Origin of the sequence: Microcoleus sp. T3_B1 (assembly GCF_036700445.1) — a bacterium.
Taxonomy (GTDB): Bacteria; Cyanobacteriota; Cyanobacteriia; order Cyanobacteriales; family Microcoleaceae; genus Microcoleus.
Genome location: NZ_JAUBOX010000055.1, coordinates 1 through 15,027, shown reverse-complemented (window position 1 = coordinate 15,027; position 15,027 = coordinate 1). Strand labels below are relative to the sequence as shown.

Annotated in this window: 11 protein-coding genes; 7 read left to right on the top strand and 4 right to left on the bottom strand. The window is 45.6% G+C overall.

From position 1 onward, the window contains the following. Positions 1-531 precede the first annotated feature (531 nt). The 3 genes from QT990_RS24255 to QT990_RS24245 all read left to right on the top strand — a co-directional run bounded on the left by QT990_RS24255 (position 532) and on the right by QT990_RS24245 (position 2,866). The gene (locus QT990_RS24255) at positions 532-879 is read left to right on the top strand and encodes a DUF6717 family protein (protein WP_333412344.1); all 348 of its coding nucleotides are present in this window, start codon (positions 532-534) and stop codon (positions 877-879) included. Between the two features lie 14 nt (positions 880-893). Then, positions 894-2,243 (top strand): LCP family protein, encoded by a 1,350-nt coding sequence (locus tag QT990_RS24250; protein WP_333412342.1) that lies wholly within the window; start codon positions 894-896, stop codon positions 2,241-2,243. 113 nt (positions 2,244-2,356) lie between these two features. After that, complete coding sequence (locus tag QT990_RS24245; protein WP_333143389.1) at positions 2,357-2,866, top strand: pentapeptide repeat-containing protein; 510 nt, start codon at positions 2,357-2,359, stop codon at positions 2,864-2,866. 127 nt (positions 2,867-2,993) lie between these two features. Here QT990_RS24245 and QT990_RS24240 read toward each other — a convergent pair whose 3' ends face one another. Continuing rightward, positions 2,994-4,247 (bottom strand): S-layer homology domain-containing protein, encoded by a 1,254-nt coding sequence (locus QT990_RS24240; RefSeq protein WP_333143390.1) that lies wholly within the window; start codon positions 4,245-4,247, stop codon positions 2,994-2,996. Positions 4,248-4,900: 653 nt separating this feature from the next. Here QT990_RS24240 and QT990_RS24235 point away from each other — a divergent pair. Further along, complete coding sequence (locus tag QT990_RS24235) at positions 4,901-6,037, top strand: glycerate kinase (protein WP_333465849.1); 1,137 nt, start codon at positions 4,901-4,903, stop codon at positions 6,035-6,037. A 232-nt stretch (positions 6,038-6,269) separates the two neighbouring features. On the opposite strand, the gene QT990_RS24230 is transcribed toward QT990_RS24235, so the two are convergent. Further along, complete coding sequence (locus QT990_RS24230; protein ID WP_333465847.1) at positions 6,270-6,635, bottom strand: hypothetical protein; 366 nt, start codon at positions 6,633-6,635, stop codon at positions 6,270-6,272. A 327-nt stretch (positions 6,636-6,962) separates the two neighbouring features. On the opposite strand from QT990_RS24230, the gene QT990_RS24225 reads away from it, so the two are divergent. Continuing rightward, positions 6,963-7,490, top strand: a complete 528-nt coding sequence (locus QT990_RS24225) for an orange carotenoid protein N-terminal domain-containing protein (RefSeq protein WP_333465846.1) — start codon at positions 6,963-6,965, stop codon at positions 7,488-7,490. A 173-nt stretch (positions 7,491-7,663) separates the two neighbouring features. On the opposite strand, the gene QT990_RS24220 is transcribed toward QT990_RS24225, so the two are convergent. Together QT990_RS24220 and QT990_RS24215 are read right to left on the bottom strand one after the other, a co-directional pair. Continuing rightward, positions 7,664-8,797 (bottom strand): RNA-guided endonuclease TnpB family protein, encoded by a 1,134-nt coding sequence (locus QT990_RS24220; protein WP_333465845.1) that lies wholly within the window; start codon positions 8,795-8,797, stop codon positions 7,664-7,666. A gap of 728 nt (positions 8,798-9,525) precedes the next feature. Further along, positions 9,526-11,394: a PAS domain-containing sensor histidine kinase gene (locus QT990_RS24215; RefSeq protein WP_333465844.1), complete on the bottom strand. Its 1,869-nt coding sequence runs from the start codon at positions 11,392-11,394 to the stop codon at positions 9,526-9,528. Between the two features lie 397 nt (positions 11,395-11,791). Between QT990_RS24215 and QT990_RS24210 the strand changes: the two genes are divergently transcribed. Then, positions 11,792-12,511, top strand: a complete 720-nt coding sequence (locus QT990_RS24210) for a response regulator transcription factor (protein WP_333057024.1) — start codon at positions 11,792-11,794, stop codon at positions 12,509-12,511. 485 nt (positions 12,512-12,996) lie between these two features. Then, positions 12,997-14,649 (top strand): alpha-amylase family glycosyl hydrolase, encoded by a 1,653-nt coding sequence (locus tag QT990_RS24205; RefSeq protein ID WP_333465843.1) that lies wholly within the window; start codon positions 12,997-12,999, stop codon positions 14,647-14,649. The last annotated feature ends 378 nt before the right edge of the window (positions 14,650-15,027 follow it).

Sequence of the window (15,027 nt, the reverse complement as noted above, 5' to 3'; positions counted from 1 at the left end):
GTAGTTAGGGTGTCCGTCCTCATAGTTTGGGAGAATACAGACTATTCGTCATTACTACAAAGGTAATAAGGGTTATAAAACTAGGCACAATTAAAAGAAAACATCCTGCAATAAATCACCCTTAAGCGTCTTTGATTTTGCTACCATTTACCGAAACTAAAAAAACTAAAAAAACAGCTCTAAAGCCCGAACTGCCTAGACTTCACCAATCCGCCCAACCCAAACAAAGTTTGTAAATAACCCGCAAGATTTCCTAAGTTAAAACAGGGTTGTCAAATCGGATAGTGAACAATTTCCGCGCCACAGAATATAATGCAATACGCTTGGGTTAAAACTGTTTATTCCTCGGAGATTCCTTGCAGCATCCCCCTGGTTGTTGGGGAGTAGGGGTTGACTTTGAGCAAGTTCTTGTTCCCCCCTTTTTAAGGGGGGTTAGGGGGGATCGGCCTTAACTAAACGGTATTAGAATATAATGTATCCACACTTGCATTTTTGCAGACAAAACAAAGGAAATAAAAAGAGGCGAATACCATGTCCAATGCCATGATGGTAATTTACCCCTATCGCGAACAGTACACCTGGGTTTTTGACGACGAGAGAGTCGGACTTGTCCGAGAACCTTTTGTTCAGGGCGTCCCCGAAATGATTAACACGCTTGTCGCAGACATTCCCAATGCCGCTCAAGGTTTCCGACTTTTATTTTCAGCCAATCCATTTCCCGGATATCAAGCAGAAATGCTGTGGTTGAAAGCAGAATACGGCGGTAACTGGTATCGGTGGGAATCGAAAAATCTCGAAGGCTGGCTGTGTCCGGCTATGTTGAAATACTTTTCCGAAGCACCACCCAAGTTTTACTGCAAAGCTGAAAAACTGCAATAACCAACAGCAAGTCAATGAAAAACTTGTCAATTTTTAAAAGAGACTTTGTTACACCAGTCGATCAAACATCTCGAAAAAAGCCTAAATTCTTCCTCTATATAGTGGGGCTATTTTTCTTAGTTTTCACAGCCGCCATCTCGGCAACATTGGGGGCAATTACTGCCCTGTTAGCTCCCGTGGAACCGCCAATTATCAATAGAGTATTAGAGGCGACTGGCTTTGACTATCTATCCTCCAACCGCTCAGGATACCGCCTATCGCGGCCAGTTACTATCTTGATGTTGGGAATTGACCGCGTGCCGGAAGCAGCAGCCAATGGCCCTAAGATATTTAACGGTCGCAGCGATACAATACTCTTATTCCACCTCGATCCTAGAGATAAATCTATTAGTTTGCTTTCAGTTCCACGAGATACTAAAGTCGAAGTTCCCGGAATTAGCTTCAGCAAAATTAGCGAAGCCAATGCTAGAGGAGGAGCAGCTTTGGCGACGCGATTGGTTAGCAGTATGCTGAACAATACGACAATTGAACGATACGTGCGAGTCAGCAGCAATGCGTTTCGGGAATTAGTCGATTTGTTAGGCGGAGTTGAGGTATTTGTACCTCGCCCAATGTCCTATACAGATACCGCCCAAAAGTTAAAAATAAACTTAGGCCAGGGATGGCAAACTCTCAACGGAGAACAAGCAGAACAATTTGCTCGATTTCGCAACGACGGTTTAGGAGATATCGGCCGCATTCAGCGGCAGCAATCTTTAATTCAAGCTATTCGCGATCGCCTCGCAAGTCCATCAGTATTGGTACGCTTGCCACAAATTGTTCGATTGATGCAAAAATATGTGGATACAAACCTAAGTTATGAGGAAATATTGACGCTGGCCAATTTCGGTTTGCAATTGGAGCGAGATAATTTTAAAATGGTAATGTTGCCTGGACGATCGAGTTCAGAAACAGGGGATTTGAGGAGTTATTGGATTGTAGATGCGATCGGGCGCGATCGCATTATGACACAATACTTGAACCAGAGCGTGCCGGATTTTGAACAAGGACGAATTCGCAATCCCAGCGACTCCCTGTTGCCCAAAAACCTCAAAATAGCTGTCCAAAATGCTTCTAGCAAACCGACAACCGCAAAAACCGTTGCTGAATTTCTCCGAAAAAAGGGCTTTTTTAATGTATCTGTAGTGCAGGATTCGCCCCAGAAGCAGCGTCAAAGTCAAATTATTGTTCAGCAAGGAGATTTAGAGGCAGCCAATCTACTGCGAAAAGAGTTAGGCGGCGGTAAAATTGAAGCATCTTCTACGGGTGAAATCAATTCTGACTTGACGCTTCGCGTCGGCGAAGATTGGGTAAAACGATTTTAATTAGTCATTAGTCATTAGTCATTAGTCATTAGTCAGCAGTCAACAGTCAACAGTCAACAGTCAACAGTCAACAGTCAACAGTCAACTATGCCCAATTCCCCATTCCCATCATCATGAAAAGTGTTTTCCGAATTTTCCTGAGCCTGGTTTTAAGTTTAGTGTTGGCTGTTGGGTGGGTGCTGCTGAGTGCTACTCCGGCATTTGCCTTGCCGAAAACAAGTATTAATTACACAAATATTAATTTGTCCGATCGCGATTTTTCCAACTCGGATTTAGCGGGCGGAACATTTGTCGCTGCTGAAATGCGGGGAACAAATTTTCAAGGTGCTGATTTAACTAATGCGATTTTGACTAAGGGAGTTTTGCTGAATGCCAACTTGTCAGGTGCCAACCTCTCCGGTGCTTTGGCAGATAGAGTTACATTCGACGGCGCTAATTTGATGAATGCTAATTTTACCGAGGCAATTATGACTCGAACTCGGTTTTTTGATGCTGCAATTTCCGGCGCTGATTTTACTGACGCGATTATCGACGCTTATCAAGTGAGTATCCTGTGCGAGAAAGCAGATGGGGTCAATCCCGTGACGGGAGTTTCTACCCGCGAAAGTTTGGGATGTCCGTAGAAATTTACAAGTAAAAAAAATCCTGAGTAATTGTTTGATTAGATGCACCTGTAGCGAGGTAAAATACACAAATTAAAGCCCCTCTCCTGCAAGGCGAGGGGTTTGAGGAAATTTCCAAGTATCGGCTCTATCGAGCGCTACAAATGTCTGTGCTGGCAGTACCAACTACCAAATCGGAATTCAACAGCAAATCTAAATCGGTGTCGGGATTAACAGCATACAAATCGACTTTATCTCTACCCAAAAATACCCCGATCAAAGTCCCGATTCCCGCACCGCCGAGCACCTCTTCTGTCGCGATCGCCCGATCGCCCGTAACACCTGCAATCGCCGCCGCTGCTGCTGCACCCAAGGCCGTATTCTTAACCAGATTACCAACATTAACGCCCTTGGTAACAGTTTCTTTCCTAGTAATCAGTTGCGAAGTGGCATTGAGAGGCACTCTGCTGCCGTTGAGTATACTTAATTCTTGAGCCACAAACTGAACGCCCGAAGCAGTCGATCGCAATTCGCCACTAATTTTCGAGCCTTCGGGTATCAGCACTTGACCATTATTGCCCGTGATATCCGCAGCTACAGTCAGCGTAATTGGAGACTTGTCATTGGGGCCGAGCAAAATCTTGCCTTTTGCATACTCGATTGGGATAGTCACCCCCCTGGGAATTTGCACAGCAACAGACTCGCTAACATCAATCTTGGCAATGTAAGGAGAATTAATTGCTCTTGCTTGATTGGTACTGACTAATGTTTGATAGATAAAAGCAGCTACTTCAGCTCGTGTTGCTGACTTGTTCGGCTTGAGAGATTTAGGATTGGGATAGCTGACAACTAACTGTTTTTCAGTAGCAGCAGCAACGCTTTTGACAGCATAACTTTGAATCTCACCCGCATCATTATAGTAACTGAGAACATCTTGAAAATCGCACCTAGGCTCATAGCCCATTCCGTTATTTAAAGCGACTACAACTTGAACGCGAGGAATCTGCTGTGTCGGCCTAAAAACATTGCCGGGATAGCCAGACATCCATCCCATTTCGTAAGCTTCGGCGATCGCCCCGCTTGCCCAAAAATTAGACGGAACATCGGCAAACCTTACAGCAGCGCGGGTTTTTTCCTTTTTCACAGAACGCACCATTGCCGCGAATTCAGCCCGCGTTACCGGTGCATCCGGGCGAAAACTACCATCGGGAAATCCTTTGATAATTCCTCTTTCGGACAAATCTTGAATAAAGTCTTTTGCCCAGTAGTTATTATTAACATCCGAAAAAGCTGTCTGAGCAAAAGCAGGCGCGGGAGCTAGCATCGGCGCTGCGGTTCCGGCAACGGTTCCCAGTGTTAATAAAACAGATGTACCAGATTTAATGCGATGTAATACAGACATTTTTTGATTCTCCAATTTACACAAGCTTTTTATTGAGGAAAAGTAAGCTTTTGATAGGCTGATTTATTTCTGCCCAACTAGCTTTCCCCTCAGTTATGTAATCATTGTTGAATATTTTAATTTTTTGAGGAGGGAAGATACGGTCTTTTAAAATAAATATTTTGATGCTTCTTTGGGAATTTTAAAATGCTTAAATTCTTTAAAATCCTTATGTTGCTTATCTCCCTTATCTACCTTGTCTCTGCAATAAACAGGATTTAGGGACCAATACTCCGGACAGTTTTTGAGACAGAGGCTGAAACCCTCATTCTACCGTTAGCATTTGACCTCCCTGAGAAGGCTGAAACTCGCATTCTGCCGTTAGTGATTAAAAACTGTCCGGACTATTGTAGGAAGTACATCAAAGTTAAAGGTACTCGCAATGTCTAATTGTCGGTTTCCGTACCTACACCCGACGAGCCTTTCATCCCTGCGGTAATTCCCAACGGGGTAGTTCGCGCAGCGCTCAGATTAATCCCCTCTAAATATACCGAGGGACTTCCCGGCTGGTAGTTAAAAACTTTTTGAATCGGCGCGGGTTTAAGATGAAATATTTGTCAGTTGCGGATAGTATTTGTACAAAACCAGCCCCCGCTAGCGAGAGTTTTGAGCTGATGAATCGATCGACTGTAACCCCTGTTGAAATTTTACATCGGTGGCAAGGCGGCGTTAGCGCGATCGCTTCCGACTTCGATCACCTGGCAAGTTGGGAACTTGCGGATGATGTGCGATCGCGCGCTTTTGGCATTACTCCCGATAATGCAGCCGATGTTGTCCGCTGCAAAACCGATTTATTCTTTTCTCTTCTTGACGAACTGCATACTTTCCCCCTAAAGTCAACTGTTTTCCTCGAAACTTTGTGGAATCTTTGGCTGCCACTGGCAATGCAATTATCGACTGCCAAACAAAGTTTAAACCGTCCTTTAATTCAAGGAATTTTAGGAGGGCAAGGAACGGGAAAAACTACTTTATGCCAAGTTTTGAGGCTGATTCTGGGAAAATTGGGATATTCTACTGTCAGCCTTTCTTTAGACGATATTTATAAGACTTATGCCGATCGCCAACAACTCCAAAAAGCAGACCCGCGTTTAATTTGGCGCGGCCCCCCCGGCACTCACGATATTGACTTGGGAATCGCAGTTTTAGACAAGTTGCGCGGTTCTCAAACTCGCGAATTAGCAGCAGTTGACAATCCCCAATCTGATGCCATAAAACCGGATATAATTAAAAATATAGAAATTCCCCGGTTTGACAAATCTGCCTACGGAGGTGCAGGAGATAGAAGTCAACCCGAAATTATTTCCGGTGCGGATATTGTACTTTTTGAAGGTTGGTTTGTCGGCGTCAATCCGGTGGTTGATGCCAAATTGAACGAGTTTTTGGCGGCTGCACCGTTTCCGATTTCCACAGAGGGCGACTGTCAGTTTGCCCGCGATATGAATGCAAAGCTGCACGACTATCTGCCGCTGTGGAACCGATTAGATCGATTGATGGTTTTGTATCCCCAAGATTATCGCATTTCTCAAGTGTGGCGCAATCAGGCGGAACGGGAAATGATGGCTGCGGGGAAGTCGGGAATGTCAGAAGCCGAAATTAATCGGTTTGTCGAATATTTCTGGAAAGCGCTGCATCCCGAATTATTTATTAAGTCGATGCTGGAGGGCGATCGGGTGGATTTAGTAATTGAAGTTTTGAGCGATCGCACTGTTGGCAAAATCTGTCGGGCGATCGACTTAAAATTAAGCGATTAGGGAGAGTTAAAATTAACGCTTTAAGGACACAACATTGTTGTGTCCCTACCTTATTGCAGCCTTTAAGGACACAACATTGTTGTGTCCCTACTGTATTGCAGCTTATCGTGCATTCAATTGAGAACTCAGGACTTATGCAAAAAGTGGTTTGACGCGCGAATTAGAGGGGTAAGGCGCGCCATAAGCACCCTACAATACAGAGGTTTTGCATCGAGGATGGAGAATTTTTAAATTAACTGCCGGGAGTACCAAGATCGATCGCTTTCTGGATCAAATCGTCGGTAACTTCGCCCGGTGTACCTGCAGGCGTAATGTCGTGAGCCATCGAACGAAAAGCATCGGGATTGCCGCTTGAATCGGCAGGCAGTGGGATCTCTGTAGGAGCGGGAATATCAAATTTAGGTGCAGTTGCAGCGGCGGCAGCTTCGGCGCCGGCACCCGTGCGATCGATGTCACTAACGCTGAATTTTTTTGAAGCTTCGTAGTCTGCTGATACATTAACGGTCGGCAACTTTTGTTCTCCAGCTTCCGCGCTTTCAGTGATCTGCTGAGCGTCAAAGTTTTCAATGTTATTGACTTCTGGATTAATTTCAGACATAGCCGACTCCTTGCTAGTTTTATTTAACAATGCACTTTATTAATTATCACTTGAATCCCCAGCTTTTTCATCTACCCGCAGATGTATCGTTGGCTTCTATCTTAAGGATGATTTCTTCTAGGGTGGCGGCTCAACATTACACAAGTTTCTGAAAATAATGCAACTTTAGGCAAGCTCCAAACCCATACATACTCAGCCATTCCCCATTGTTTAATCTCAAATCTCAAATCTCAAATCTCAAATCGTATTACCTCTAGGGGATGGTGACTTGCACTTACAAATCTTGATACTTATATATTCGGGAAACATTTTTAAGGAATTTTATTTATGAACTCACCCGCCGCGACCAATCCTCACTCTCTCTCCAACGACACTCAAAACATCGTTCAGACAATCAACGGGTTGGGTACAGATGAAAAGCTGGCGCTGCTCTACTTTGTTTATGAAAAAATGGGAGATTCAGTTACACCAGCCGCTCCCGCCGCTGCCGACCCACAATTAGCTCCCATGCTGCTGGATGATTTTTGCAAGCTTTCCCATGACCAACAACTGAATATAATGCGAGGGATTGTCAACGGCGACGACACGCCGTATTCTCACGCTTACGGAGCTTTAACTGCTAACAATCAGTTGGTGGTTTGGTATGCTTGGGCTATTGGTATGGGGGAAACAATTGTCGATATCCCCGAAGGATATGAGGCAACTGAGGCTGTCAATGGCGTGTTGGGTCAAATTGAAGGTCTTGAGTTTGAACAACAAATTACAGTGCTGCGCGACGTAGCTAATACTATGGGCTACACCGATGTTAAACCAATTGCTACGCAGGCCGAAGTCGGGAAAACTTCTAGTCTTTAGATAAGAGTCTGCTGTTGCAACCTATCCTACACAAACTCTCCTCCTAGCAGAGAGGGACTCAAGAATAAAGGAATTACCCAAAACCTCTATATGTAGGGTGCGCCGAGGCGCACCCTACCGCTATAATTAGTAGTTGACATACTCCCGGGCCTTCAGGCGAGGGGATTCTAAGCTCAAACAGCAATTGCAGGCATAGCCTGTCTAACATCACCTAACTTAACGGTTGATGCCCCACCAAGGAAAACAAGCAAGTTATTTTTAGCTGCATTCTCGTCTCTATCATTCACCTTTTGACAGGACGGACAGCGCCATTCACGAACTGACAGATCCAACTCTTTCAGAACGTGTCCACAATGGGAACAAGTCTTACTAGATGGATACCAACGATCAATGAAAACTACTTGTTTTCCTTTCTTGTTGGCAACCCATTCGAGAATTTGGAGAAATTCGCCGAATGCCAGGTCTGAGATTTTACGTCCCCAAAGTCGTTGCATTCCTTTTAGATTCAACGTCTCAAAGCACAGCACGTCGAACTTATCAGTTAGTTCGTGAGCCAATTTCCAGAACCAATCAGAGCGACGATTCACTACGGCTTCATGTTTGCGAACTAGATTAAGTCTTGCTCTTTCTCGGTTCGCTGAGCCTTTCCGTTTTTGGGAATGCTGACGATTTGCTTTCTTAATAGCGTTAAGGGACTGTTTCAGGAATTGCGGTGATTCGATTTTCGTTCCATCTGAGCAGGTGAGAAACGTTTTTAAGCCGAAATCAAAGCCAGCGATTCTACTCGTCTCGACTTTGGTTTCAGGTCCTTCAACGCTGTCAACGACCACAACCATAAATAGCTCTCCTAATGTCGTGCGTTTAATGGTTAACGTCTTGACCGTCCCCTCTATCTCTCTGGAATTCCAATACTGATAAACGCGATTCCCAATCTTAATTCGATTGCCGCCTAATAATTTGTAGCCAGCTTGCTTGAGAGTGAACGATTTGTATCTGCGAACTTTCTTGAATCCGGGAGGTCTAACTCCTTTCTTGTGATGCTTAAAAAAAAGTTGGTAGGCGATCGAGATTCGTTGGCAGATATCCTGCACCGCTTGAGAGCCGACCGTTTGCCAGAACGCTTTACGCTTTCTGTGTTTGGCAATATGCGATTGAAGTTTTGCACAATTCAAATGCTTTCCCCACATCCGGTAGTACCGTTTATGGAGTGCAATGCAATGGTTATAAATCACCCCCGCAGCATTGATACTTCGCTTGAGGTGTTTATTCCGCTTGCTTTGATATAGCTTGAACTTCAATGTTTTCATGCTAACTATGATAACATAATAGGTAGCAATTGGGTAGCCAAATGGTCAGAGAAAGATTAAGTATTCGCATTGCCGTGAGTCGGCTAGAGAAGTTGCGGAGAATTGCCAAACAGAAAGAAAAAACAATGACCCAACTTGTAGAGGACTGGATTGATAAGCTTAAAGAGGAAAAGCCGTCCTAAAAGGACGGGGCTTTAGACCCAATTTTTCGGTAAAACCTTTTTTTGCTCTTAGTCTTATTTATTCTTTCGTGTCTTATAAGTAACCACACAAAATTAATTACATAAAGACTCCTTGCTAGGCAAGGGTTTCAGTAGAAATATTGTGTAATTAATTCTGCACACCTACTTAGCAATCCTCGCATCAGTTGTAAAAATATGTAGGGGTAGTGCTAAGAGTGCCTACCCCTGCCAAGGCGGGGCAACCGGGCGTGGGTTTTGCCCCTACAAGAATTACACAAATCATTTAGGATTGCTATAGAGAGGGACGAAAGTTTTTGTATGAGCCGTGAAAACCGGCCATTCTAATAAATATAAAACAATACGCTTGGGTTAAAACTGTTTATTCCTCGGAGTTCCCCCTCGCATCCCCCTTAAGAAGGGGAGTAGGGGTTGACTTTGAATAAGTTCTTGTCCCCCCATTCGTAGGGGCGGTGCCAAGAGTGCCCGCCCTTGGCTAGGGGGGATCGGGATTAACTGCACCGTATTGAAATATAAAAAAGTTTTCAGTCAGCAAATGAGTTTTTTCGGGTAAATTTTTCGCGGGAATTCGATCCGGAATATCGAACCTTTTTTGGGTTGACTTTCGACCGTGATTGTGCCCTTCATCATTTTGACTAAAGAAGCACAAATAGCTAGTCCTAAACCGGTGCCTGGATATTTGCGAGTTGTGGTTTGGTCGCCTTGGTGGAACTTGTCGAAAATGTGGGGAAGAGCCTTTTCACAGATGCCGATTCCTGTATCCCGAACGGTGATAATTAGCCGATCGCAATTTAATTCCCGCACCTCAATGTAGATGCTGCCCTCATGGGTGAATTTAACCGCGTTGGAAACGACATTGGCCAAAATTTGCCGCAGGCGCAACTTGTCATTAACTATAAACTGCTCCTGCAAGCACACGCTGACGGACATGGCCACATTCTTATCGGTGGCTTGATTTCCGAATTCCAAGGCCACATCCATTACTAAATGCGCTAAATGAAATTTTTCAATTTTTAATTCTGTGCGGCCACTCTCGATTTTGGAGAGGTCGAGGATATCGTTAATCAGCAGTAGCAGATTTTTGCCGTTATGTAAAATGCGCCCCACCATTTCTGTTTGCTGGGCGGTCAGCAGTTGTTTGTGCTGGCGCAGCAGCAATTGGGAAAAGCCGATAATCGAATTCATTGGAGTTCGCAATTCGTGGGACATGATGCCCAAAAATTGCGATTTTAACTTGGCTGCTTCTAGCAGTTCCAATTTTTGCTGTTGAAGGCGTCGCGCCTGATTTTCCAGTTCTTCCTGCTGGCGAATTAGCAGCTCGTTTTGCAAGTCTAAAAGCTGTTCCTGCTTTTTTAATTTTTCGATCGCCAGCGCGTTGTTAATCGCGATCGCAGCTTGTTTTCCCATAACCGCCAGCAGTTCCTGAGTATGCGCGTCAATCGCCGTGCTGTCTTTCCCGTTGCCGATGGCCAACACACCCAAACGCCCGCTTGGCCCCGACTCGATCGCCGCTGCACAAGCCGCCGCCGGCAACAAGCCTTTGCGGTACTCCGACCGCCACAGTACAGACTCTCCCGTCGCAAATGCTTTCCACAGCAGCTTGTTTTGCACGTGCGGGGTTTTGCCCTTACCAAAGTTTTCCGTGCCCCCGACAGCGCTGAGTTTGAGGCCGCTGCAATCCGACTCCAGGAGAGCAACTAGGCAAAATTCCGCTCCGGCGATCGCCTCCACAGTCGCGTCCGCGATGGCTTGCAACAATTCACCCCAATTACCCGCGCGCTGGCTCAATATATTTGTAAACCGCTCTATCACCTGTAAATCCCGCCCAGCCTCTATTACCGTCCGGGTTTCGCACAATTTTTCAGCTTTGAAGTTAGCTTCCGAGCGCGCTTGATGGCGCCAAAACTCTGGTTCTGCTTGGGGCTCGGCTTGAGTTTGTTTGATCGGTTCCATATCCATGTAGGTTCCCACCCACTCCAAAACTTCCTGACTGTCGGGGTTAGCGGGCCATCCTCTGGCCACGTTCCAGCGGTATGTGCCTTCTCGCGTCTGCAGACGAAATAGAATTTCGTAGCTTGGCGGCGGGAACTTAGAAGTGTGCGATCTCGCCAACAGACGAGGGCGGTCTTCTGGGTGGACGCGCGCCAGATAGCCGAAACCTAAAGCTGCTGCTGCTGGTACCCCGGTGTACTCCTCCCAGCGCTGACTGAAATAAGTCGCCCGGCCGTCAGCATTTGTTTTCCAAACTATCTGAGGAATTGCCGAGCACAGGCGATCGTCCTGAGTTTGGCAGTCGCCAACTTGCGGTTGGGGGGATGTTATTTCAGATACTTTGTGTAAGATTTCCGAGTCGGAAAACTCCGAGGGAAAAGACTTATTGCCGTGATACTGAGTCATAACAGGTTATATAAATAAGCGTTGGACTAGAGCCCTAACACCGATTAAAGACTCGTGCTGCTAGCTTTATTGATTTTGAGGGCCCAAGTGCATCAAAATTTTTTATACTTTAAATTTATCTGGGTAGTGGTATCCTTACCTCTATCAACGGGCGGACAATGAGATAATTCAGTTAAACTATTGAAACATTGAGAGCTTACCTGTCCCGATCGGGCTCGTGCAGGCATCGCGGCAAAATAACTTAAAAATTAACTTGCATTCTTGGCGGCTGCATGAGTATGCTTTAAAATGATGTGCGACCTGTAAAACCCTAAATCAGGACACATTCTCAAATTTTCTCAGTTTAGCTGAGTCAGTTGACGATATTTTAAAAATTTAGCGGGCTATTGGAAGAAAGATGAGTAAAATTCGCGTTGCTTTGGTAGAAGACCATGACCTGACAAGAGTCGGCATCCGCACTGCTTTACAACAGCGTGACACGATAGAAGTTGTCGGCGATGCAGCTAACGCTACAGAGGGATTGAAACTGCTTCAGTCTTCAAAACCTGACGTGGCAATTGTAGACATTGGCTTGCCGGATTTTGATGGCATTGAACTTACACAAAAGTTCAAAAAATCGGTAGCGGAGTCCGATCCCGATACCAAAATTTTGATTCTGACTTTTCAGGACAATGAAGAAGAAGTTCTGGCAGCTTTTGCCGCCGGAGCTGATTCTTACTGCATGAAAGATATTAGCTTCGATCAGTTATTAGATGTAGTAAAAGTAACTCACGAAGGTAACTCTTGGATCGATCCAGCGATCGCCCGTATCGTCCTGAAACAAGCTCGCACTCAGGAACCTGCGCCGGAAGAACCGAAGGCTGAGGGCAAAAGAGTCACAATTAAGGCGGCCGAACCTGAGTTTAGTCACATCATTGAGACTTACCCTTTAACCGAGCGGGAATTAGAGGTTTTGGAACTGATCGTGCAGGGTTACAGCAATGCTGCAATCGCCGAAAAGCTGTACATTACTGTCGGTACAGTCAAGACTCACGTCCGCAATATTTTGAACAAGTTGTGCGCTGATGACCGCACTCAGGCAGCCGTTCTCGCCCTGCGTTCTGGCTTGGTTGGATGAAGCCTTATCATCAGGCCAAATCAAGTTAAAAGTAGGGTGCGCTGGGCGCACCTTACTGCCACTGATTTATGGTGTGCAGTGTACACCGACTGACTAATTGTTACCAAAAAATTAGGGCAGGCAGTGTGCACTAGCCGAGCAATTGTTGGTTGTTAAAAAAGTGATAAAGTTTAAACCCGCATCTATCCCAGTACAGATATTTTTTTAAATATTTAAAAAAAGGAATCTACCTTAAGATAGATGCTAAAAAACTATCGTAGTACCAATACTTATTGTTGAGCGATCCCCAGTTAAATAAACTTCGATCGCACTGCCGATATTGCGCGATTTCACTTCATAAAAGGCGCAGGCACAGGCCAGATGACGATACTTTTAGGAATAGTTAAGCCTTAAAGAAATTATATCCGTAGAGTGATGCTGAGTTCGCTTAAATTTGCGAAATTAAAAGTATCTACTGCTACTGAAATATTTTAGAAAGAGGTATTATGGCCGCTCCAATTGAATTCAAGTTATTTGCTCCCTACAACAAAGGAGTTGCCTTGATTGGCTCTTTTTCTAATTGGGAAGATATTCCGATGGAAAAGGACAAAGAGGGGTATTTCCGCACGCGAGTTGAGTTGGAGGATGGCGTTTATCAATACAAATTTCGCGTTCAGTCGAAAAGCTGGTTTGTGGAACCAGATCAGTGGGTAGATGTGGTCGATCCCTACGCGACTGACATCGACGATCCAAGTCAAAACGGCATTGTTCGGATCAAAGATGGCGATCGCATTATCGATACCTACGTCTGGAAACACGACGACAAACCGCTGCCAGCCGATCGGGAATTAGTGATTTATGAAATGCACATTGCCGACTTTTCCGGTGGCGAAGATGATCCCTTCGCCCGCGGCCAGTACAAGCACGTCGTCGAAAAACTCGATTACCTAGTCGAACTCGGCATCAACGCGATCGAACTCATGCCCATCAAAGAATACCCAGGCGACTACAGTTGGGGCTACAACCCCCGCTACTTCTTCGCTTCCGAGTCCAGCTACGGAACCACAGAAGAACTCAAAAACCTGATAGACGAGTGTCACGGGCGCGGTATTCGCGTCATCATGGACGGGATTTACAACCACTCGGAAGCATCGAGCCCCCTCACTCAAATCGATCACGATTATTGGTACCACCACGAACCCCGCGATCCTGACAACAATTGGGGCCCGGAATTTAACTACGAATTCTACGACGAAAACTTAGGAACTTTCCCGGCGCGCCAATTTGCTGGCGATACAGTCCGCTTCTGGATTCAAGAATATCATCTCGACGGCATTCGTTTCGACGCGGCGCGACAAATTGCTAACTACGATTTCATGCACTGGGTAGTTCAAGAAGCCAAAAATGCCGCCGGCCCCAAACCGTTTTATACCGTTGCCGAATACATTCCCGACGATCCCAGCATCACGAATGTAGACGGGCCGATGGACGGCTGCTGGCACGACAGTTTCTATCACTGCATCGTTCCACAACTGTGCGGCGACTTTTTTGATTTAGAACGCCTTAAAGATGTGATTGACTGCAAGCGGCAAGGTTACTTGGGTGCTACGAATGTAGTGAATTATTTGACCAATCACGACCACGATCGCCTTTTTGCCGAATTGGGTTCGTGCGGGATTTTGGATGAAGCAGCATTCAAGCGAGCGAAGTTGGGAACGGTGGTGTTAATGACAGCAGTTGGCGTGCCGCTGATTTGGATGGGCGAAGAATTTGGCGAATACAAAGCCAAAACAATTGAGCAAGCTAAAATTGACTGGACGCTGCTAGGAAATGACCTCAATAAAAGTTTGTGGGAATACTACAAAGGCTTGATTCACCTGCGTAAAAATAACCAAGCACTTTACACAGAAAACATCGACTTTTTCCACGAAGACCCCGAATCGAAAGTTTTTGCTTACACTCGCTGGAACGATGAAGGTTCGAGAGTTGTAGTAGTGGTGAATTGGTCGGAAAATTATCTGGCAGGTTACAGCGTTCCCCACTTCCCTGCAAACGGAAATTGGCACGAATGGACGGGGAATTATGATATTGAATCGGGCGATGACAATATTATGATTGACTTGCCGGAATACGAAGCCAAAGTGTTTGTTTGGCAGTAAGGCAACGGAGGACAAAGGCTTTCGCCGTTTCCCTACCCCAAAATAATCATTATGTAGGAAAACGGCACTGCCTTTCGTCGTGTCAACTTAATCTATCAGTCCGCCAGTCCTCCCACCCGGCAGTCCGCCAGGGACTGAAGTCCCTGTCTAATAGCTGAAGTCCTCTGAAGAGGACTAATGAGTTTTTCAGTCCTCTTCAGAGGACTTCGGCTTTGAGGCAGGGGTTTCAACCCCTGCCGGACTGCCGGAGTGCGGGTTTAACGCTAAGTTGACACCTATGGGCATGGCGCCGTGTCCTACTCTGCTACACAAATACTAGACAAGTCTCGACATTTGCTTCTTACTTCATCGGGAGCATGGGAGCGGTTATCCCTCAGT

Excerpts from the sequence above, each read along its gene's own strand:
- QT990_RS24255 (WP_333412344.1), top strand. The coding sequence starts at position 532 with ATGTCCAATGCCATGATGGTAATTTACCCCTATCGCGAACAGTACACC.
- QT990_RS24250 (WP_333412342.1), top strand. The coding sequence starts at position 894 with ATGAAAAACTTGTCAATTTTTAAAAGAGACTTTGTTACACCAGTCGAT.
- QT990_RS24245 (WP_333143389.1), top strand. The coding sequence starts at position 2,357 with ATGAAAAGTGTTTTCCGAATTTTCCTGAGCCTGGTTTTAAGTTTAGTG.
- QT990_RS24240 (WP_333143390.1), bottom strand. The coding sequence starts at position 4,247 with ATGTCTGTATTACATCGCATTAAATCTGGTACATCTGTTTTATTAACA.
- QT990_RS24235 (WP_333465849.1), top strand. The coding sequence starts at position 4,901 with ATGAATCGATCGACTGTAACCCCTGTTGAAATTTTACATCGGTGGCAA.
- QT990_RS24230 (WP_333465847.1), bottom strand. The coding sequence starts at position 6,635 with ATGTCTGAAATTAATCCAGAAGTCAATAACATTGAAAACTTTGACGCT.
- QT990_RS24225 (WP_333465846.1), top strand. The coding sequence starts at position 6,963 with ATGAACTCACCCGCCGCGACCAATCCTCACTCTCTCTCCAACGACACT.
- QT990_RS24220 (WP_333465845.1), bottom strand. The coding sequence starts at position 8,797 with ATGAAAACATTGAAGTTCAAGCTATATCAAAGCAAGCGGAATAAACAC.
- QT990_RS24215 (WP_333465844.1), bottom strand. The coding sequence starts at position 11,394 with ATGACTCAGTATCACGGCAATAAGTCTTTTCCCTCGGAGTTTTCCGAC.
- QT990_RS24210 (WP_333057024.1), top strand. The coding sequence starts at position 11,792 with ATGAGTAAAATTCGCGTTGCTTTGGTAGAAGACCATGACCTGACAAGA.
- QT990_RS24205 (WP_333465843.1), top strand. The coding sequence starts at position 12,997 with ATGGCCGCTCCAATTGAATTCAAGTTATTTGCTCCCTACAACAAAGGA.